This is a genomic window from Candidatus Pantoea deserta, from assembly GCF_003813865.1.
In the GTDB taxonomy this organism is placed as follows: Bacteria; Pseudomonadota; Gammaproteobacteria; order Enterobacterales; family Enterobacteriaceae; genus Pantoea; species Pantoea deserta.
In genome coordinates, this window is record NZ_RMVG01000016.1 from 58,982 (window position 1) to 78,965 (window position 19,984).

Below are 19,984 nucleotides of genomic sequence, written 5' to 3' on the forward strand. Positions count from 1 at the left end.
CTGATGACAGTGAACGTTCTGCTGGCAAGCTGGTAGATGAAGAGTGCGATGCAAAGCAGCTGTCACGTCTGGATTAAAAGTGACGCTGCCACGCTGCATCTGCTGTTTACAGTGAATGTTCTGTCTAGTCGTCAAAATCGATCTCATCCAGAGCATCAATACTTTCCAGATTGCCTATCCCGTCCAGCTTTGGTGTACGACTATGGATGATAAAAAACACCGAGCGGCCGCGCTTGACCTCGGAATAGTCAAGATAACCAATCTCTTTCAACTGCTCCATTGCGCGCCGCACAACATGATTCTGCGTAGTGGTTTTAGAGCCGAGATTCAGGCGCATACGTAAGCGCGCCAGGGAGATGGGCGCAGGATTGGTCGGCAGGCTTTCCAGAAAGGTATAAAGCGCCTGTGCAGACTCTTTGCGTTTCAGCCTGGAGATGGCCCTGAGCTGTAGCAATACCTTGTGGTCAAAGTTATAGAGCTCAAACAGCTTGGGATCGGCCTGGATCCTCACGACGTCCTTTTCCCGATCGTAATAGGCGGACTGCACCAGGTGCGTATGATACGCCTTGCCGTTGCCCTCAAAGGAGAGGGTGTTAGTCGCAATACGACGCAGAGAAGCATCCAGCCGTTTGCGTAGCGCTGCCGATGAGTTTGCTGAAGGGATGCCGCACATCTTCACAAAATCGATAAAGGGCAGCGTGACGGTATCGCCCTTCGTAGGATAGCGGGAAAATGACTGAATGATCCCAGCCCAGGTTTTAAAATCGTTATCCATATCCAGCCGCGCGCCGGTAATGGTAATCTTTTCATAACCCTCAGCTTTCACCAGCGACAGGTTTTTCAGCTCTTTGGTCGCATCGGTTGAGGCCATCGCGCCCGATTTACCCCGCGCCGTTGATTTTAGCGTCGGGACAAAGAGTCCCAGACGCATCAGAGCAACAGGCTGAACGGTATTATTCTTATTGGGATGAAGCTGAATAACTTCACCACTGTTTTTGGTCACCGACAGAAAGGGTTCAAGTAACCCTTTGTTTTCACTCTCATTATCTGCCATAGCTTGAGATCTTCATTCTGGGGATGAAAAGGATCGTTTCCTGACTACAGTGAACACTATCACTGTTTACAGTGAACATTCTACTGTGTGTAGTGAATAAAGTGCTGATTACAGTGAACTCTTTGCTGATTATAGTGAACGGGATCACCCTTTCAGCCCTTGCCCGGTGCGGCCTGCGGCGATCGGGGATCTCTTTGGATCTCTTTATGATCTGTTTATGATCGTTTATTAGGATCTGCTTTCTGTATATGTGGATAACTTTAAAACATGGTCGCAGTAATACTGCCAGCCAAAACGCAGTTATTCTCTCCAGAAAAGCAACTTAGTCATTATTATTCATTTTTCATAACGACTATCGAGGCGTAGGGTAGATCCCATCTTTCCTGACCCATTCAAGAGGCGCTATGACCGATTACGCAGTGTCAAAAAATCCGGCTAATGGTGAAATCCTGGCCCGTTATCCCATGCAGTCCCGCGATGAACTTGAAACCACACTTGCCGCCAGCGCATCGGCTTTCCAGCAGTGGCGTCAAACCGACATGACCACGCGCGTAAACGTCCTGCGCCAGCTGGCTGAACAGCTTCGCCAGCGTGAGCCTGAACTGTCACGCATGATCACCCTTGAAATGGGTAAACCTGTTGCCCAGGCCCGAGCTGAGATCCTTAAATGCGCCAGTCTTAGCGACTGGTATGCGGAACATGGCCCAGCCATGCTGGAAGATCAGCCGACGCAGGTAGCGGACGCCTGGCAACGCTTTAAACCGATCGGCACGATCCTTGCCGTAATGCCCTGGAATTTCCCGTTCTGGCAGGTACTGCGCGGCGCTGTCGGCATGTTACTTGCCGGCAACACCTATGTGCTGAAGCATGCGCCTAACGTTATGGGCTGCGCAGGGCTGATGACTGAGCTGTTTAACGCCACAGATCTCCCCAAAGGCGCGTTCGCTTCTATCAACGTAGACAATGACGGCGTCTCCGTAGCCATTAACGATCCGCGGATTGCCGCCGTCGCCGTTACCGGCAGCGTGCGCGCAGGCGCGGCGATTGCTGCTCAGGCTGGCGCCGCCCTGAAAAAAACCGTTCTTGAGCTGGGAGGATCGGATCCCTTTATCGTGCTTGCCGACGCCAGCCTTGATGACGCCGTGAAATCCGCAGTAACAGGCCGCTATCAAAATACCGGACAGGTTTGTATGGCCGCCAAACGTTTTATTGTCGAGGCCGCCATCGCGGAAGAATTTGAAGCCCGCTTTAAAGCCGCCGTACAGGCGCTCACCATGGGCGATCCGCTGGATGAAAATAACTATCTCGGTCCTATGGCGCGCTTTGATCTGCGCGATGAGCTTGATAATCAGGTTCAGCAGACGCTAAAAGAGGGCGCGCGTCTGGTTCTGGGTGGGGAGAAGATAGCAGGGGAGGGCAATTACTATGCGCCGACTATCCTGTCAGATGTCACGACTGAAATGACGGCCTTCCGTGAAGAATTGTTTGGGCCGGTCGCCGCCATCGCCGTTGCTCGCGATGCCGATCATGCGCTGGCTATCGCAAACGACAGCGAATTTGGCCTTAGCGCAACGATCTGGACAGAAGACAGTGAGATCGCCGAACGTCTGGCGGATCAAATCGAGACCGGCGCGGTGTTTATCAATGGCAACGGCGCTTCCGATCCGCGCGTGACAATTGGCGGCGTTAAAAAGAGCGGCTACGGTCGTGAACTGTCGCACTACGGCGTACACGAATTTTGTAATATTCAGACCGTCTGGAAAAACCGCCGCTAAGGCACTATTGCGCAGCCGGAAGATAAGCGGGGGTAAATCCCCCGCTTTTGCCTGTAAAGGGCGTCAGAAGCCGCTGAGGCGCGAAATCGGCCAGCATTGCAGATCGTTCACCCGTGATCACCTCTTCCGCCACCAGCTCGCCGAGCAAAGGGGCCAGCGTCATGCCGCTGTGAGACGCCATCAGATAAACACGCTGGCGCTCACTCACATAACCCAGCGCAGGTAAACCGTCCGACGGACGAGAGCGCTGCCCGACCTCGATTCTGGCTATACGCGCGCTTTCCGCATGGCTGAACAGGCGTCGTAAACGGCGCAAAAACGTCTGCCCGATAAAGCCCTCAGTGCTGACAGGCCGCGCTGGATCCGCATATTCATCCAGATCCAGCGCCTGCAACATTAACCGACCGCCGCCCTCTGGCCTGACGTTAAGCTCAGGCGAAATGATATTGCTGTTAATCTGGATCGGCAGAGGATCGGTATAGGCCAGAAAGCTACAGGCAACCTTGTTGGGTCGGTTCGCGTCCGTCATTGACAGCGTCAGTCCCAGCTGCGTCAGCAGCTCTGCTGACCAGCGACCCGTGGCTAAAATCACTTTATCGCCCTGCCAGCGCTCGCCGTTCGCCAGCTCCAGCTCGACGCCGTCGGGCCGTTCCGAAAGCGTGACGATCTCGGTTTGCGCGATGATCTTACCGCCGAACCGGCGTATCTGCGTCTGTAACCAGCCGATTAGCAGGCTGGGATAGAGCAGGCATTCCGAAGGAAAAAACCAGCCCTGCTGAATACGGGAGTCGAGCCGCAGCTCAGGGAAGTGTGTGAGCAGCGTCTCCCGCGTTACCGCCTGCCAGGGATAGCCAAGCGCAGTCAGCTTCGCGAGCCGGGCTTCCAGCTGCGTCCTGATCGCAGAGTCTGCCACCCATTCCCAGGTGCCCGTCTCCAGCAGCCAGGGCGCGGACGCGCCTGACTGCCGTTGCAGACGCTTATGGGCATCAATACCCGCAGCGTTAAGGTGATGGTAGCTGTCCGGGCTTTTGCCATTGGCATTGACCCACGCAAAACTAATCTGACTGGTGCCTGCGCCCGGCGCGCCTTTGTCAAACAGCGTAACCTCTTCGCCCCGCAGCGCCAGCATCCGCGCAACAGACAATCCCAGTACGCCTGCGCCAACGACGGCAATACGCTGTGTCATAGCAGTTAACTCCCGTTTAATGAACCGATCATCCGGCAATGTTGAAACATCAGGCCAGATCAGCAGGCGGAGCCTTATCGCCTGCGCCCAGCGCCAGCTGCATAAAATGCGTATCAAGCCAGCGGCCATGCTTAAATCCGACGGCCTGTAACCGTCCCGCCTCGCGGAATTCCAGGGCGCGATGCAAGCCCATTGACGCCAGATTATCATTGCCGGCAATCACCGCGACAATCTGACGAAAACCGCGCGCTTCGGCGAGACGAATGGCTTCCGTCAGCAGCGCGCGGCCAGCGCCGCGGCCGGTGCGTTCAGGATGAAGATAGATCGAATCTTCCAGCGTAAAGCGATAGGCGTAACGCGGGCGATAGGGCGCAAGATAGCAATAACCTATGACGGCATTTTCCTCCAGCGCCACCAGCCAGATGCCTCCTTTATCCAGCAGCGCGTTCAAACGTTGCTGCATCTCCTCGGCATCGGGCGGTTCGGTTTCAAAGGTGGCGCTGCCGTAGAGCACGTGCCAGGCGTAGATTTGCTGTATGGCGGGAATGTGATGCGCTGTAGCGGGGATGATCTGCATGGCGTCCTCTGACTTGTCCTTTATCACACCATGCTACACCTGTCCCGACGCAGCGGCAGCAGGATGTGTCAGAGGAAAAAATGATACTTCAGCTGTGCTCTATGACCATCACGGCCAGCGTATCGGGTTCCAGCGCGCGGAAAATATGCGGCTCATCTCCGGCGTAACAGATGTAATCGCCGGGATGAAGTTCAACCGGAGACACTTCCGGACCCACCAGCGCGCGTCCTTGCGTAATGATGATGTGTTCAATGGTGCCAGGCGGATGCGGCTGCGAGCAGCGTTCGCTGCCGGGCTGCGTGTTAAGCAGGTAAATATCGCGTCGCGCGCCGGGCGGACAGGTGGCCAGCAATACGGCCTGGTAATCCGCCAGCTCCGCCGTTACTGTTGGACCTTCGCCGCGGCGAATGACCTGTAAGCGCTTCTCTTCCGGCTCCATTAAGCGTGCAAAGGGAATATTGAGCGCAACGCACAGCGCCCAGAGCGTTTCAATACTGGGGTTTCCGTTACCCGCCTCCAGCTGTGACAGCGTCGATTTTGCAATACCCGCGCGGCGGGCGACCTCAGCCAGCGACAACCCGGCGCGCTGGCGTTCGCGCACCAGGCCATTAGCAATAATTGTGATCGGTGTCACGTTAACTCCTGTTTCTTAAATCGAACGAATCGTTCGTATTGTAAAACGATTCTGCTGCGTTCATTATAACGGAAATTTCGTTCGTTATAAGAAGAGATTGTTATGCGGAAGCGTTATGTCCCGCTCAGCCGGGAAGTGATTAAAGCCATCATTCTGGTCTGTCTGGCTGATGGTATTGTCGGTTTATCCTATGGTTCGCTGGCCAGCGCCGACGGTTTCCCGCTCTGGGTGCCTTTGGCGTTATCGACGCTAGTGCTGGCGGGGGCTTCTGAGTTTCTTTTTATCGGCATTGTCGCGGGGGGCGGCAGCCCATTAACCGCCGCGCTGGCGGGATTACTGGTTAATGCGCGCCATTTGCCGTTTGGTATCGCCGTTAAGGATCTGGTCGGCACCGGAGCGCGGGGCCTGTTTGGCTGCCATATTATGAACGACGAAAGCGTGGTCTTCGGTATTTCTCAGACGACGCTGAGGCAGCGTCGCGCGGCGTTCTGGCTGTGCGGCATCGGCATTGCGCTGATCTGGCCGCTGACGGTCATTACCGGCGCGGCCGTGGGGCAGTTTATTCCTGACGTTGCCGCTATCGGTCTCGACGCCGTTTTCCCGGCGATTTTAATCGCGCTGATTTTTCCGGCGCTGCGCAAGCGTCGCACGTTAATCCCGGCCTCTGGCGGGGCGCTGCTGTCGGTTCTGGCGACCCCTTTTGTGCCGGCAGGCATGCCGGTCCTCTTTTCGCTGCTGGGATTACTGACGTGGAGAATGCGTAAATGAGTCATCAGGCACTGGTTATCGCTGGTATCGCGCTGCTGGCGTCAGGGACGTACTTCATCCGTTTCGCCGGGGTAAAACTGGGCAACCGACTTCCCATCACCGAACGAACACAGACGTTGCTGTCGGATGCCGCGACGGTACTGCTGCTGGCGGTCGCGCTGACCAGCACGCTGTTTGAGGGTGAACATTTTGCAGGTATGGCGCGCGTGCTGGGCGTGGCTTTTGCCGTCTTCCTCGCCTGGCGCAGGGCGCCGCTGATCGCCGTTATCATCGGCGCCGCTGTTATGACGGCAGCGCTGCGCTACTGTGGCGTGTCCTGAGCGGAGCGCGGCTGCGCAGAGACATCTTTCCGACCGGCGGGCGTCCCGGCCACAGCCTGAACCAGCGGCTGCGCCGACTACATGAGCGCAAACGCACAGGCTGGCGACCTGAATTGCCTGATATGCAGTGTTACTCACAGCAACCTTTTTATCACGCTGTATAAAAAGGTCTTTTGGAATGACGCCGAGTGAAGAGCGTCGGCAGAAAGGATGAGAGATGCGTAAACCAGATAATCAGGCAGAGCGTGATACGGGCTATCGCCGCGTACGGCTGGAGGATATCGCCACCCGTTGTCGCACTTCGCTGAGCACGGTGTCGCGGGCGCTGTCAGGTGAAAAAGGGGTCAGTAGCGAACTGCGCGCGCGTATTCAGGAGGTAGCGCGGGCAATGCGTTACACGCCGGCTCAGGAGCTTGGCGGCGCGCGCATCGTGCTGGTCATTTCGCAAGTGGCGATGCTGGATTATAACCGTTATCAGTTTAGCTGGTACGTCCTGCAAGGACTCAAGGAGCGGGCAAAGGTGCTGGGTATTGATCTCACGATCCATCCCCTTAACGACAGCGACAACGGCGCGCTTCAGGCGTTGCTGGAAGAGGCGGATGTAGGAGGCGTGCTGGCGCTGACGGTAGATGACAGCGGTACTCTCAATACGGTGGTGAACCTGAAAAAACCGGCGGTGTTAGTCAACACCGAGGATCCGCTGATGCGATTGTCGAGCGTACTGCCCTGCAACCGTTCGGCCACGCGCATGGCCTGTGAATATTTACTGGATCGCGGGCATCGCGACATTCTTTTTTTAATCCACCCAGGCAGGCGAACGATTGAACAGCGAGAGGACGGCTGGCGTGAAGCGATGCGCTGTCGCCAGCTGGCGTGCGACGATTCACGGATCCTGACGGTAACAGACTGGCTGCCGGAGCTGGCGGAGCAGGCGGTAATCGCGCGTTTACGCGACAACCCTCACGAATGCACGGCGATACTCTGCGCCAATGATTCGCTGGCGCTCGGAGCAATTAATGGCGTGCGCGCTTCAGGACTGCGCGTGCCGGAAGATATTTCGGTGATCGGTATGAATAACCTGCCGCAGGCGGAGTTTTCCACACCGCCACTGACCACCGTTCACCTTCCTGTGCAGGAAATTGGCACGCTGGCACTGGAGCTGTTGCAGGATATGATAGCGGGAAGTGTGAATATCCCAAGGCGAGTTGAGCTGGCGTGCGCCATCGTTGAGCGTCAATCGGTGGCCCGTATCGCGTGATACGCGCCACCGGGCGAGTGAACGGGTTACTCAAACTTTGCCCGTTCCATTTTCGGCACTAACAGAAGATAGATCACCGCCCACGCCAGCAGGTAAGCAACAGAGCTGATGGCGAACAGCGCCCAATAGTTACCGGAAGCATCCAGCACGGCGCCAATGACCGTTGAGAAGATCACGCTGCCGATCATCCCGAAGGTGCTGCCGATCCCTACGACCGAACCGACCGCCGCGCTCGGGAACAGGTCGGATACCGAGGTCAAAATGTTGGCGGACCAGCCCTGATGCGCCGCCGCAGCCAGACCCACCAGCGCGACGGCCGCCCACAGATTTTCGACCTGTGTGGCGGCGAAAATCGGCAGCACCAGGCAGGCGCAGATCAGCATCGTCAGTTTACGCGCGCTGGCGGTGCTGAAGCCTTTGCTCATCAGCTTGCCGGGCAGCCAGCCTGCGCCCAGGCTGCCGACGATAGCGAAAAGATAGATGACGATCAGCGGCAGACCCAGGCCTTCCATGTTGATACCACGTGACTCGTTGAGCCATTTCGGCAGCCAGAAAAGAAAGAACCACCAGATCGGGTCAGTCAACATTTTGCCTAACGCCACCGCCCACAGCTGGCGATAGCCCAGCAGACGGGTCCATTTAATGGCAGACACACTGACGGTTTCCTCTCTGTCCTGAGCAATCCAGGCCTGCTCTTCCGCGCTGGCCTTCGCTCTCATCGGGCCAAAGGCGATGAACCAGGGGATCAGCCAGAGGAAACCGACGGCGCCGAGAATTAAGAATGCGCCGTGCCAGCCGTAATGTACCGCAATAAGGGGGATCAGCGCGGGCGAGATAACCACGCCGATATTGACCGCGACCCCAAGAATGCCGGTTGCCAGCGTGCGTTCCTTTTTGGGATGCCACTCGGCAATCACCTTCATCGCAGCCGGAAAGTTCGCGGATTCACCCAGCCCAAGCAGGACGCGCACCAGCGCAAAACCTGCCACCGAACCTACTACCGCATGCGCCATCGCCGCGGCGCTCCAGACCACCATCGCCACTGCATAGCTAATTTTGGTTCCCAGCTTGTCAATAATACGCCCGCATACCAGCGTGCCGACACCGTAGGCAACGGTAAACGCATTCACCAGCCAGCTGTACTCCATCTGCGTCCAGCCGATATCTTTTTGCAGCATCGGCGCCAGCAGGCCAAGAATCTGGCGATCCATGTAGTTAACCGTTGTCGCAAACACCAGCATGGAACAGACGATCCAGCGATAGTTGCTTTTCGGCTTAGCCACTTCGCGCGCGGGGTTGTGCAGAGCATTCGGATTAACATCACCAGAGGTCTGCCCGGAGGGCAGAGACTGTTTGTCGATTTGCGTATCCATATTCTTATCCTTGCCCGGTCTCTGCCGGTCGGTGATTACAGAGGAAGTTCACGGCTACTGCCCAGGACGCTCCACTGCTGAGGATCAAGCGTGCGGTTTTCCGCACTCACTCGCCCATCGGCCAGAAAGCGTACCGTGCCATACACCGGATCCTTCACTTCGATAGTGCCGTCGTCATGCTGCGTCATGGTCAGGGCGTGGAAGCGTGCGCTGAAGGCGTCCAGAGAGCTGTCGATCCGATCGTTGATGCGCACCAGCCAGCAGGTATGCTGCCCGTTAAGGCGAATTTCGCAGTGGCGGGTAGGGCCGGTACTCACCGTTTCAAACGTCTGATTGCCCACCAGCAGCGCCATACCCTCACCGCTGCGTACGGCCGCGCGCCGGCCGCTAATCGCGACCTCATCGAACTGGCTTTGCGGCAGCCATGCGTGAGTAAAGGGAGGTTGATCGGCATGGAGATGGAACGTCAGCACTGCCAGCCCGCGATATTGCTGAACGCGAGGCAGCGTGCCGCATCCACCCCAGTAGGAGGGGCGACCGAAACCACCGTGCAGGGTTTCGCCTGGATGGTTGATCCAGATCTGCGCTTCGGGTTGGGTGCCGAGGCGCAAATGGAAAGGCGTTTCCTGATAGCCCCATTCCCCCCAGCGGTAGCCGGCGATCGATCCCATCGCCGCATGACGATTTTTGTAGTGATAGAGCCGGGCGATCCGGTTAGCGCCCTGGGCGAAACACCACTCGATGGCGCTCTCTTTTTGCCAGGCGGCGACCTCTTCCAGTTCTGCCGGAAGGGTGAGCAGACCCTCACGCAGCAGCAAAGCTAATTGCGGCAGCGCATGGAAGCGACAGCCGTAGTTGCCTTTACCCCAGAGCAGACGCGAAATCGCCGCCAGTTCCAGAGAACGCCCGGCGCGCAGGGTATGTTCGTAGGAACGGCCCTGCGAGGCGGTAAGAAAACCCTGGTGGGCTGAGCGGGCAATCTGCGCAAGTAAACGTTTTATTGCCGCGATGGCCCGTTGACTTATCTGCGCATCGCCGGACAGCGCTGCCAGCGCAGTCAGTCCTTTCAAATCGACAGGAAAGTAGGGTGCGGAATTCCACTCAGCCATTTCGCACTGTTCAAAGTGATCCAGCCAGCTAATGACGCGCGCTTTACCCGCCGCTGCCTGCTCGCGTCCGCTGCGCCCGGAGCGGGTAAAAATGGCCTCCGGAAAGAGGTTGCCCGCCAGCAATGCCGCAGTGTGGAACAGCAAAGCGTGGTTCTCGGAGAAGTACCACTGCACATCGTTGCCTGGCTCGTCCATCCAGTAACGGAAGCGCAGAATAGCGTCATCAATACGGCCGCGAACCGCCGGATCGATTCTGTCGCCCCACACCGTACGACACCAGAGCAGCGGAACAAGGGTAAAGTCCGCGCAGTCATGGCAGTCGAGTATCGAGGGCAGCACGCCGTCCAGCATCTGCTGGGTTTGCTGATCGTCAAGGCCGCAGGCCAGGCGGGCCAGCGCTTTGACGCTGCTGTATTCCGCTTCATGGGCGACGACGTTCAACGCTTCCTCAATTCGCGCCTCCTGCGTGTGCGGGATAGCCGTCTGACGGTCGGCGTGGCAGATTTCAACGCCAAGCGTGCGGCTTATCTGAAACCCTTCACGTTGCAGCCTGATGTGGAAATTACGGAAGTCCGCCGGGAGGGTTTCGCTTTCCGCAATGGCGACCAGCGACTCGCCGGCGGCCAGTCGGCTATTTAGCTCAACCGGTTCATCGAGCGAGATAAAGTCGCCCAGCACGCTGACGTGCAGATCGTAGTCCGTCGACGCGGGCTGAGCAAAAGCCAGACGGATGGTGCCGCGGTTATACACCGGCTGTTCAAAGGAGACGCCGTCGAGAAGCTGCTCCATCTCTTTAACCTGCGCATCGGGAAGCGGTGTTTCCAGCGCAATACGCAGCGGTTCGCCATCGAGATAGTCAAGCTGAAAAAAGAAACGAATATCGCGTTCCGCCAGGTCATCAAACCACAACTCCAGTTCGTTTTGTCCCCGATGCAGCGACAGACTGAATTCACGCAGGTTTTCCAGGTTGCGCTGATAATCAGCCATCCAGAGCACCTCTTCGCCGTTCAGCTTCAGCAGCGCGCCGCCGCAGGTCGCCAGGCGAAAACGATATTCACCCGCCAGGGGGCAATCGAGCCGCGTTCTGGCCCAGGCACCGACGCGGGTGGGCCGAAACCAAAAGCCGGAGAGATCCACGCGGTCGGAGGCAAAAGGGAACCACCAGCGTGAGTAGCTCGCGCTCGCGAACGGCTGCGGCTTTTGCCCGGCGAAGCGCTGGCGGAAATCGTCACGGCACGGATAGGTGTGAGGAATAAAGTTTTTATGTTTGCTCAGAAAGAAAAACGGATCCATTTCGCCCGCCATCGGCAAATCCGCCGTGTCGTAACGTAAACGGGTAATTTCGGATAGCTGCCAGTAGCGCACGGCGCTGCCTGCCGTTAAATCAAAATGCGTGTATTCGCTAACCATTATTTATTCTCCCTAAGAGAAAAATCCTGTTTTATTTATTATCAGAAAGGCGCAAGCCTTCACTCAGGCATAATATCGCCAGTGCCTGCCCATAACCGGTCGGTTGCAGTGGAATGTCTTTATAAAATTGCAGGGTGCGCCCCATTCGCGTGCCGTAAGAAACATTGTGCACCGTTCCTTCGGCATCAATATTATCCTGCACAATCGACAGCGCTTTTATTCCCGCCTGCCGCCATCGTTTATCGCCAATTCCAAGGCGCGCGCCTTTTAATAATCCATAGCCGAAACCTGCGGTCGCGGAAATTTCAATATAGGAGTCCGGGTGATCGAGCAGGGTGTGCCAGGCGCCGTTTTCGGCCTGTAGGTCGATCAGGGTATTAACCTGCTTTTTCAGACATTCGATCAGGTATTCCCGCACGCCTGCGCTCACGTCGGCAAGCTCCAGCAATTCGAGTATGCCGACGGTGATCCACGCATTGCCGCGCGCCCAGCGGGCTTTGGCAAAGTTGTTGTTTTCAACGAAGCTCCAGCCGTGATACCACAAGCCAGTTTGCGGATCGTTGAGATAGCGCGCATGCAGCAGAAACTGACGAACAGCCTCATCTACCAGCTCCTGACGTCCGGATACCGTACCGTAGTGCGCCAGGAACAGCACCACCATGAACAGCGTGTCGTCCCAGATCTCCATTTCATTAATGCCGTCGGAAACCACATGCTGGAAACCTTGTTCTGGCGTACGCGGGAGTTCAGTCATCACGCGGTTTGCCCAGTTATCCAGCACCTGCTGATAGAGCGGTTGTCGGTGATGGGACCAGAAAAGCGACAGGGGAAGCATCGGCGCGGTGGTATTCACATTCAGGCCTGGCAGACCTCTTTCGATATTTCCCTGGAACCACGTGTCGATAATTTCATACAGCTCTTCCGATCGGGTATTTTCCCATAATCGCACCAGTCCAAACAGCCCAACGCCCTGCGGCCATTCCCAGCCAGAAAATGAAATATAATCTCCGGCGCTACCGTCGAGATTGGGTTCATTAAAGCGGCCGTTATCTTTTAATTCAGTAAAGCCGCGCAGCAGTAAATCAATATTTTTATTCAGTGAACGCTTTTCCATTTTTATTTCCGGTCTGCACAGAGAGGGGGTTCAGTAACAGGAATTAAATCACCGCCCATTTCATGTGCGCAATACGAAAAAATTTTGCGTTTATATTCTGTGACCCTTGCCGATATTTTATTGAATCAGCACAGGCGTTTTTTTTGCCGCAAAAAAACGGCAATATTCGACAAAACAACAAGTTATTGGAACAGTGTTTCATTACTGGCGGGAAGACTGCGCAAATTTTTTTCGCAGCGGCCAAAAACGTCTTACTGGCCATTAAGGAACGTTATATTGGGAGGCGCGTGGCGGTGAGCGCCGAAGTGACAGGGTGCGTGGCGGTAAGAGAGGCCGAACACCCAGCGCGCCGGAACAATTACCCTTCACTGACGACCGCCGGGACAACCACGCCTGTTGCGATGCCATGGCGGGCAGCAATCGGCGCTCTGTCCGCGCCAGACATCGCTTATCAGGCAGCGCATGACCTGGCGCAAGCGCGTTGTGACGGACTTATTCGGCAACTGGCTGATTTTCTATCGCGGGCAAGGCGTGCTGGCGAAAAACATCGCCGGACCATGGCGCGGGATCGCCGCCCTGACGGAAGCCGCGCGGCAAACCGCCACTCAATCTCGATAGCGGGTCAGGGTAAAGAAAGCGGGAATGCAGCACCTGATGCATGCTCAGGCACAGCCGCCACGGTGAGGATAAAAGTTTGCAAGCAGGGATGTCAGGAAGGGAGGAAGTCACGGTGCAGGCGCAATGCCAGAGAGCCAAAATCGGCCGCCCGTGCGCTATCCGGCTGCGCTGTTTCTGTCAGGCCGGTAAGCGGCCTGACAGGATGGGCGCGTATTTGCAGGATATGTTCCGCACAGACTATGGCGGGGTTACTTTTCCAGCAGCAGTTTGCCCATCACGCTGTCACGCTCAAGAATATTGAGTCTGCGCGCCAGCGGTAGAAAGCGGCGATCGTCATTAGTCAGCTTAATCAGTTTCGGATGGGTGTCGGGCTCGCGCGTACAGAGCAGAAACAGGGACATTTTCAGGCTGTCCCAGCGAAAAGCATCCTGATAGAAGAAAGCCGAACTTTCACATTTCTTCAGATAGCAGCTAAAGCCCGGTTGTTCGCGCATCACAATCTGACAGAGAAAATTAATAATGATATAGCTACCGCGATTGATGCCCTGACGAATATGTGCAAAGTCAGGGCGGCGGACGATCTGCGCATAGTAATCATCAATGCTGATGTGCGTGAGCGGCATAATCAGCTCCAGCCAGCGGGCAATAAACGCGTTTTGGGGCGGTGAAGCAAGAAACCAGGCTTCCACCACGGGAAAGGCTTTATCCACCGTGGTGCCGTCGCTGTAATAGCCGACAACATCGTAACCGCTGCGCTGATGCACCCACGAAAAATTTTGATAAACCAGCGTTGAGCTGTCGACCCAGATGCCGCCATACTCTTTGAGCAGTGCAAGGCGGATCACGTCGCCTTTGTGCGACATCCCTATCTGCGCATACTCAAAGCGCAGCCACGGCAGAAAGGTTGTGACTGTCTCACGATTAAGGAGATGGATCTGATGGTCAGGATTCATCTGCTTCATTTTGCTATAAAAGGCCAGAATAAAATCAGGCGGCGTCACATCGTCCCAGTACATCCAGATTACTTTGGGGATGGACTGCGCATCATCGCGGGTTCGCCTGCGAATATCTCTGACGTCGTTGTCGTGCGCGTCTGAATAGGCCAGATCGGGAAAGCGGAAAAGATTCAGCTTATACAAGATATAGAGCAGCAAAAATTTTGCCGCTCTGAGATACTGTTTTAACGTTGCCATCTTTACGCCTGCTTATTTATGAGTGCTGCTGTTGTTCCAGCATTAATTTTCCCAGAATGCTGTCGGCATCCAGGATACCCAGCTTACGGGCCAGCGGTAAAAACTGACGATCGCTGTTGGTCAGCTTAATTAATTTTGGATGGGTTACAGGCTGACGCGTACAGAGTAAAAACAGCGACATTTTAAGACAATTCCACTTAAAGACATTCTGGTAATAAAACGCCGAACACTCGCATTTTTTCAGATAAAGATTCACTCCATCCGCTTCCCGCATCGCAATCTGACAGAGGTAGTTTGTGGTCAGGTAGCTGCCGCGCGGGATCCCCTGTTTAATACGCTCAAAATCAGGCCGATCCTTAATCTGACTGTAGTAGTGATCGACGCTGATTTTCGTCAGGGGCATGATAAGCTCCAGCCAGCGGCTGACGAAGGCGTTGTCAGGGGGAGCGCACATAAACCAGGTTTCTATCACCGGGTAGCGCGCATCCTGAGTGTTCGCTTCGCTGTAGTAACTGATCATGTCATAGCCCGCGCGTTCATGTACCCAGCTGAAGTCCTGATAAACCAGCGTTGAGCAGTCCACCCAGATACCGCCGTAGCGCTGGAGGAGTGCCAGTCGGATAACGTCGCTTTTATGCGCCAGACCGATCCCCTGATAGTCAAAGTGAAGTTCCGGCAGATATTTTCGCAGGCTGTGGCGGTCCAGCAAAATAACGTCATGCGCCTGATTGACCGCTTTCATTTTTTTATGAAACGCCATGATATGGTCGGGCGGGTTGGGGCTGTCCCAGAACATCCAGATAACTTTCGGAATAATACTTTTCTTGCCGTTGTATCTGTTAACGATGTCTAACGCATCGTTTTCATGAATGTCAGAGTAGGCGACATCGCTGAATTTAAATATTTTCATACGAAACAGCGCGTAGAGACATAAAAAGCGCACAACCCTTATATGGTATTTAAGGCGGTCCATTTCAAAACCTCTGATTAATGGCCTTGCTGGTGTAGTTTAAAAGGCGTGGTCAGCAGTTACCTGAATAACGCCCGGCATCAAAATAAATAAAAGTCTGGCTGAATGCTGAAATTTAACGTTCTGTGAAGTCGATTCGCAATCCCCCCACAGGTAAATCAGAGTTTAGCCATCGCTTTTGATAAGCGGCGCGACGCAATACGCCTTTTTTATTGAGAAAGATTCTCATTATCTGTTGTGATTTGTTAGTATGTTGAACCATTGTTAACGGGCAAGGAAGAAGGCATAAATGGACCACGCTCAAAAGGTTATCTTCGCCGCGCTGCTGGCGATCGGCACGATGTTAATCCCTGTGATGCAGGCAGAGGCCAGGCCTCGTATGGAACCGCTGGGCGAAAATATTGCCGATCGCGGTTCGGCATTTTATCAGTTCAGCACCCGGTCGTTTACGTCTGCCGATGGTCTGCGCCACTACAAAGTGTGGCTTGGTGTGCCAAAACAGGCCCGACCTGCTGAAGGATATCCGGTGCTCTACCTGCTGGACGGGAACGCTGCGATGGCGCGCCTGAGTGAGGATCGCCTGAAAAAAATGGCAGATCAGAAACCGCCGGTTCTGGTTGCAGTGGGATATAACACCAGGCTGCCGTTCGACGTTCAGGCCAGGGCGCTGGACTACACGCCGCCAGGCGGCAAGCCGGGCAACGCCGGTCAGGAGCGCTATCCGGGAGGCGGCAGTCACGAATTTCGCGAGCTGCTGTTGACGCAAATCGTTCCCTGGGCGGAAACACAGGCAACAAGCAACCCGCAGCAACGCGCGCTGTGGGGGCACTCGTTTGGCGGACTTTTTGTGCTCGATACGCTTTATGAGTCTTCCTGGTTTAGCCACTATTTCAGCGCGGCGCCGTCGCTTGGCTGGCGACATCAGCGCATCGTCGAGCTGGCGAAGCGCGCGTCGGCAAAAAGCGTAACCGGTAAAACGCTCTATCTGATGGCGGGCGATGGCGAAAGCGATCAGCGTCGCGGTATGGATCTTACCGAAGTTAACAAGGCCGATGGCACGCTGATCGCGACATTGCGCAACAAAGGGGTAAACCTCAACGAGATGCGCTATCCGGGACAAACGCACGGCCAGCTTTTGCCCCTGTCGCTGGACGCCACGCTGAGTATCGTTTCCGGCTCTGCTGGCGACTAAGCGCTTCGTTATGCGCCAGCAGTAAACCGCCTGCCTGCAACAGGCTGCTGCTGGCGCAGCCTGGCAGCATAACGCGTAGTACAATAATTTCCGGCGCCTGTTTAGCTGCGGTTTAAATAGACTGTGCAAGCAGCACGGTTGTCGCGTTAAATGCCGTAAAATTTCTGTGGTTATTTTTTGTAAGAAAAGTTACCACGGCAATCAAATAAGAAAGTGACGCCTTTACAATAAATTACCAACCACATAAAAGGTTAGCCAGCCTATCGCGCTGGTGGCAGTCACGGCGAAAGCAACGAAAATTATCACTTTGATTGATAAGCTGTTTTTCATATTTTTTATCCTGACAGAACCGCTCTGAATCAATGAAATAACGCTCTAATTTCAGCAACAGTCTCACTGAATTAAACCAACAAAAATATGACCTGAATCAGTATCGGTTTAATTAACTTACCGCACTATGCTGGCCAAATATATTTATCGACGTCAAAAAACTTTTTTAACCTGCGCTGAGGATGAAATGAATAGTGAGAGCCGAATTGTGCAAAATGCTGCGCTTAATAAGCAGCCGTGGTATCAGCAGAGCAGTGAGAAAACCTTCACGGCGGTAAAGAGCGCGCCTCAGGGCCTGTCCGCTGAAGAGGCGCAGGCGCGTCTGGCGCTGAACGGGCCAAACACGCTGCCGCAAAAAAAGCCCCAGCCAGCCTGGCTGAAATTTCTGGCTCACTTTAATGACATGCTGATCTATATCCTGCTGGCGGCAGCCGTGATCACCGCCATTATGGGTCACTGGGTCGATACCTTCGTTATTCTCGGCGTTGCTGTCATCAATGCCTTCATTGGTTTTATTCAGGAAAGCAACGCCGAGAAGTCATTGAAGGGCATACAAAACATGCTCTCGAACGAAGCAGTGGTCATGCGCGATGGCGACATCATGACGGTAGCGGCCGACTCTATTGTCGTCGGCGATGTGGTGATGCTGCGTCCCGGCGACCGTATTCCCGCCGATCTGCGTCTGTTCGACGTTCACAACCTGCGCGTGGAAGAAGCTATTCTGACCGGCGAATCCACCGTGGTGTCGAAAAACAGCGCGGCGCTTACAGGGGAAAAATCACTGGGCGATCGCCTTAATCTGGCCTATTCCGGCACCACCGTCTCTTCGGGTACCGCCGCCGGCGTGGTGATTGCAACGGGCCGCGATACCGAGCTGGGCCACATCAACGATATGATGGGGCAGATTGAAACGGCTAAAACGCCGCTGCTGATTCAGATCGATAAGCTGGGTAAAGCGATTTTCGTGCTCATCCTGCTGATGATGGCGGGGCTTTTCGTCTTTGGCTATCTGCTGCGCGATATTCCGCTGGCCTCGCTGGCGCTGTCGGTGATTAGCCTGGCCGTGGCGGCGGTGCCGGAAGGGCTGCCCGCGATTATTTCCATCATCCTGTCCATGGGCGTGCAGTCAATGGCGCGTAATCGCGCCATCATTCGTAAACTGCCGACGGTTGAAACGCTGGGAGCGATGTCCGTTATCTGTTCTGATAAAACCGGCACGCTCACCATGAATGAGATGACGGTTAAAGCGGTGGTGCTGGCGGAGAGCCAGTGGCGCGTCAGCGGCGACAGCTATGAGCCGGTAGGGGAGATTGTTGCGGAAACCTCGCGCAGCGGGCTTTCCGCGCAGCAGGACCCGGTGATGAGGCGCTTTCTTTCTACGCTGGATATGTGCAATGAGAGCCAGCTTCAGCAGGACGCCGCCGGTCACTGGCGCATTGTCGGCGGGCCAACTGAAGGGGCGCTAAAGGTTCTGGCGGCTAAAGGCGGCGTGACTTCAGGTCAGCACACCCTGACCAGCAAGCTGCCTTTTGATTCTCTTTATAAATATATGGCGGTCAGCGGCGAAGCGGACGGCGAAGCCTGGGTATTGATGACGGGCGCGCCCGATGTGCTGCTGTCGCTCTGCGCGCATCAGCAAACCGATAACGGAACCGAGCCGCTGGATCGCGGCTACTGGGATGCGGCCATTACCCGCTATGCGGGAGAGGGATTGCGTACCGTCGCCGCCGCCTGGAAACGGGTGCCTCAGGCCAGCGCCTCGCTGGATCATGATGACTTACGTCAGGGGATGGTGCTGCTGGGCCTCGCCTGTATGATGGACCCGCCGCGCCCTGAAGCCGTAGCCGCCATCAACGACTGCCAGCAGGCAGGGATTCGCGTGAAGATGATCACCGGCGATCATCAGGAAACGGCGATGGCGATCGGAAATATGCTGGGGATCAGCAACAGCGGCAAAGCGCTGACCGGCCATGACCTGGAGCATATGAATGACAGCCAGCTGGCTGAGGCGGCGCGCGACTACGACATCTTCGCGCGCACCAGTCCCGAACATAAGCTGCGCCTGGTAAAAGCGCTGGCGGCCAGCGGGGAAATTGTGGGGATGACCGGCGACGGCGTCAACGATGCCCCTGCGCTGAAACAGGCCAACGTGGGTATTGCCATGGGGATCAAAGGCACCGAGGTGACTAAAGAGGCCGCCGATATGATCCTCGCCGATGATAACTTCGCGACCATCGCCGCGGCAGTCAAAGAGGGGCGTCGGGTTTACGACAATCTGATTAAAACCATTCTTTTTGTCATGCCGACCTGCTTTGCCCAGGGACTGCTGATTATCATCGCTATTCTGATGGGAAATCTGCTGCCGCTGACGCCGGTACAGATCCTGTGGATGAATATGGCGACCTCGGCCACGCTCTCCTTTGGCCTGGCGTTTGAAGCTGCCGAAGCGAACGTGATGCGTCGACCGCCGCGTAATGTCAGCGCGCCGGTCATGGATGGTTACGCGCTCTGGCGGGTGGTGTTTGTCGGGCTGCTGATCTCCGTGAGCGCCTTTGTGCTTGAAGCCTGGCTACAGACGCGTGGCTATGCGCCAGAATTTATCCGTACCGTGCTGTTGCAGATGCTGGTGACCGCGCAGTGGGTTTATATGCTGAACTGCCGCAGCACTGACAGCTTCTCACTCGACAGCGGTCTGTTAAAAAATCGCGGCATCTGGCTGGTCAGCGGCGTGCTGGTGCTGTTACAGGCGCTGATCATCTACGTACCGCTGATGAACACGCTGTTCGGCACGCAGCCGCTGCCGTTGAAATACTGGCTGGTGGCGTTAATTGTCGGCGGCGCATTGTTTATGATCGTAGAAGTGGAAAAACTGCTGGTGCGCCGCTGGCGGCGCGCCTGATAGTTCGATAAACGCCCTCTCAGCAGGGCGTTTTTTTTGTCTCTCGTCTTAACTTCTTTCCCTTTTTAAAGGTCACCGGCGCCTTCTCAGCAGGGCGTATCTTTGTCTCCTGGCCCGATATATTCGCCGGTTTCACCTTCAGCGGGAGAATAGTCGCAGGCAAAGTTTCGCCGAAACGCATGAGCAGGCTTTTCAAATACAGTT

The 19,984-nt window shown here is 55.6% G+C and carries 16 protein-coding genes; 7 read left to right on the top strand and 9 right to left on the bottom strand.

The features are described 5' to 3' along the window. Positions 1 to 124 precede the first annotated feature (124 nt). Positions 125 to 1,054 carry a RepB family plasmid replication initiator protein gene (locus BBB56_RS17880; protein WP_123802287.1) on the bottom strand — a complete coding sequence of 310 codons (930 nt, stop codon included), beginning with the start codon at positions 1,052 to 1,054 and terminating at the stop codon, positions 125 to 127. Between the two features lie 404 nt (positions 1,055 to 1,458). On the opposite strand from BBB56_RS17880, the gene BBB56_RS17885 reads away from it, so the two are divergent. After that, positions 1,459 to 2,829: an aldehyde dehydrogenase family protein gene (locus BBB56_RS17885; protein WP_123802288.1), complete on the top strand. Its 1,371-nt coding sequence runs from the start codon at positions 1,459 to 1,461 to the stop codon at positions 2,827 to 2,829. Positions 2,830 to 2,833: 4 nt separating this feature from the next. On the opposite strand, the gene BBB56_RS17890 is transcribed toward BBB56_RS17885, so the two are convergent. From BBB56_RS17890 to BBB56_RS17900, 3 genes are all read right to left on the bottom strand, one after another. Continuing rightward, the gene (locus BBB56_RS17890) at positions 2,834 to 4,015 is read right to left on the bottom strand and encodes an NAD(P)/FAD-dependent oxidoreductase (RefSeq protein ID WP_123802289.1); all 1,182 of its coding nucleotides are present in this window, start codon (positions 4,013 to 4,015) and stop codon (positions 2,834 to 2,836) included. Positions 4,016 to 4,064: 49 nt separating this feature from the next. After that, positions 4,065 to 4,592 carry a GNAT family N-acetyltransferase gene (locus tag BBB56_RS17895; protein WP_123802290.1) on the bottom strand — a complete coding sequence of 176 codons (528 nt, stop codon included), beginning with the start codon at positions 4,590 to 4,592 and terminating at the stop codon, positions 4,065 to 4,067. Positions 4,593 to 4,680: 88 nt separating this feature from the next. Further along, positions 4,681 to 5,226, bottom strand: a complete 546-nt coding sequence (locus BBB56_RS17900) for a helix-turn-helix domain-containing protein (RefSeq protein WP_123802291.1) — start codon at positions 5,224 to 5,226, stop codon at positions 4,681 to 4,683. 102 nt (positions 5,227 to 5,328) lie between these two features. Here BBB56_RS17900 and BBB56_RS17905 point away from each other — a divergent pair, with 102 nt between their 5' ends. From BBB56_RS17905 to BBB56_RS17915, 3 genes are all read left to right on the top strand, one after another. Continuing rightward, positions 5,329 to 5,994, top strand: a complete 666-nt coding sequence (locus BBB56_RS17905; protein ID WP_123802292.1) for an AzlC family ABC transporter permease — start codon at positions 5,329 to 5,331, stop codon at positions 5,992 to 5,994. After that, on the top strand, positions 5,991 to 6,314 hold the full coding sequence (locus BBB56_RS17910) for an AzlD domain-containing protein (RefSeq protein ID WP_123802293.1): 324 nt from the start codon (positions 5,991 to 5,993) through the stop codon (positions 6,312 to 6,314). The genes BBB56_RS17905 and BBB56_RS17910 overlap by 4 nt, the downstream gene beginning before the upstream one ends. 217 nt (positions 6,315 to 6,531) lie before the next feature. Next, a complete protein-coding gene (locus tag BBB56_RS17915) occupies positions 6,532 to 7,572 on the top strand; it encodes a LacI family DNA-binding transcriptional regulator (RefSeq protein WP_123802294.1) in 1,041 nt (346 codons plus the stop codon). Positions 7,573 to 7,598: 26 nt separating this feature from the next. Here the strand turns inward: BBB56_RS17915 and BBB56_RS17920 are convergent, their stop codons facing one another. The 3 genes from BBB56_RS17920 to bglB are packed head-to-tail and all read right to left on the bottom strand — an operon-like array spanning position 7,599 to position 12,578. Then, positions 7,599 to 8,945, bottom strand: a complete 1,347-nt coding sequence (locus tag BBB56_RS17920; RefSeq protein WP_123802295.1) for an MFS transporter — start codon at positions 8,943 to 8,945, stop codon at positions 7,599 to 7,601. Positions 8,946 to 8,980: 35 nt separating this feature from the next. Next, positions 8,981 to 11,464 carry a hypothetical protein gene (locus BBB56_RS17925; protein WP_123802296.1) on the bottom strand — a complete coding sequence of 828 codons (2,484 nt, stop codon included), beginning with the start codon at positions 11,462 to 11,464 and terminating at the stop codon, positions 8,981 to 8,983. Positions 11,465 to 11,495: 31 nt separating this feature from the next. Then, the gene (gene bglB, locus BBB56_RS17930; RefSeq protein ID WP_123802297.1) at positions 11,496 to 12,578 is read right to left on the bottom strand and encodes a beta-galactosidase BglB; all 1,083 of its coding nucleotides are present in this window, start codon (positions 12,576 to 12,578) and stop codon (positions 11,496 to 11,498) included. A 462-nt stretch (positions 12,579 to 13,040) separates the two neighbouring features. Here bglB and BBB56_RS23535 point away from each other — a divergent pair, with 462 nt between their 5' ends. Next, positions 13,041 to 13,196, top strand: coding sequence for a hypothetical protein (locus tag BBB56_RS23535; RefSeq protein ID WP_158673946.1), 156 nt, complete (start codon positions 13,041 to 13,043; stop codon positions 13,194 to 13,196). Positions 13,197 to 13,444: 248 nt separating this feature from the next. On the opposite strand, the gene BBB56_RS17935 is transcribed toward BBB56_RS23535, so the two are convergent. Together BBB56_RS17935 and BBB56_RS17940 are read right to left on the bottom strand one after the other, a co-directional pair. Then, positions 13,445 to 14,389 carry a glycosyltransferase family 32 protein gene (locus BBB56_RS17935; RefSeq protein WP_123802298.1) on the bottom strand — a complete coding sequence of 315 codons (945 nt, stop codon included), beginning with the start codon at positions 14,387 to 14,389 and terminating at the stop codon, positions 13,445 to 13,447. 16 nt (positions 14,390 to 14,405) lie between these two features. After that, entirely contained in the window at positions 14,406 to 15,299 is an 894-nt protein-coding gene (locus BBB56_RS17940; RefSeq protein WP_158673947.1) for a glycosyltransferase family 32 protein, read from the bottom strand. Positions 15,300 to 15,648: 349 nt separating this feature from the next. Between BBB56_RS17940 and BBB56_RS17945 the strand changes: the two genes are divergently transcribed. Then, positions 15,649 to 16,551: an alpha/beta hydrolase gene (locus tag BBB56_RS17945; RefSeq protein WP_233593062.1), complete on the top strand. Its 903-nt coding sequence runs from the start codon at positions 15,649 to 15,651 to the stop codon at positions 16,549 to 16,551. 517 nt (positions 16,552 to 17,068) lie between these two features. Then, positions 17,069 to 19,780: a cation-transporting P-type ATPase gene (locus BBB56_RS17950; RefSeq protein WP_123802300.1), complete on the top strand. Its 2,712-nt coding sequence runs from the start codon at positions 17,069 to 17,071 to the stop codon at positions 19,778 to 19,780. The last annotated feature ends 204 nt before the right edge of the window (positions 19,781 to 19,984 follow it).

Coding starts and splice junctions, on each gene's coding strand:
- BBB56_RS17880 (WP_123802287.1), bottom strand. CDS start 1,054: ATGGCAGATAATGAGAGTGAAAACAAAGGGTTACTTGAACCCTTTCTG.
- BBB56_RS17885 (WP_123802288.1), top strand. CDS start 1,459: ATGACCGATTACGCAGTGTCAAAAAATCCGGCTAATGGTGAAATCCTG.
- BBB56_RS17890 (WP_123802289.1), bottom strand. CDS start 4,015: ATGACACAGCGTATTGCCGTCGTTGGCGCAGGCGTACTGGGATTGTCT.
- BBB56_RS17895 (WP_123802290.1), bottom strand. CDS start 4,592: ATGCAGATCATCCCCGCTACAGCGCATCACATTCCCGCCATACAGCAA.
- BBB56_RS17905 (WP_123802292.1), top strand. CDS start 5,329: ATGCGGAAGCGTTATGTCCCGCTCAGCCGGGAAGTGATTAAAGCCATC.
- BBB56_RS17910 (WP_123802293.1), top strand. CDS start 5,991: ATGAGTCATCAGGCACTGGTTATCGCTGGTATCGCGCTGCTGGCGTCA.
- BBB56_RS17915 (WP_123802294.1), top strand. CDS start 6,532: ATGCGTAAACCAGATAATCAGGCAGAGCGTGATACGGGCTATCGCCGC.
- BBB56_RS17920 (WP_123802295.1), bottom strand. CDS start 8,945: ATGGATACGCAAATCGACAAACAGTCTCTGCCCTCCGGGCAGACCTCT.
- BBB56_RS17925 (WP_123802296.1), bottom strand. CDS start 11,464: ATGGTTAGCGAATACACGCATTTTGATTTAACGGCAGGCAGCGCCGTG.
- bglB (WP_123802297.1), bottom strand. CDS start 12,578: ATGGAAAAGCGTTCACTGAATAAAAATATTGATTTACTGCTGCGCGGC.
- BBB56_RS23535 (WP_158673946.1), top strand. CDS start 13,041: ATGACCTGGCGCAAGCGCGTTGTGACGGACTTATTCGGCAACTGGCTG.
- BBB56_RS17935 (WP_123802298.1), bottom strand. CDS start 14,389: ATGGCAACGTTAAAACAGTATCTCAGAGCGGCAAAATTTTTGCTGCTC.
- BBB56_RS17940 (WP_158673947.1), bottom strand. CDS start 15,299: ATGAAAATATTTAAATTCAGCGATGTCGCCTACTCTGACATTCATGAA.
- BBB56_RS17945 (WP_233593062.1), top strand. CDS start 15,649: ATGGACCACGCTCAAAAGGTTATCTTCGCCGCGCTGCTGGCGATCGGC.
- BBB56_RS17950 (WP_123802300.1), top strand. CDS start 17,069: ATGAATAGTGAGAGCCGAATTGTGCAAAATGCTGCGCTTAATAAGCAG.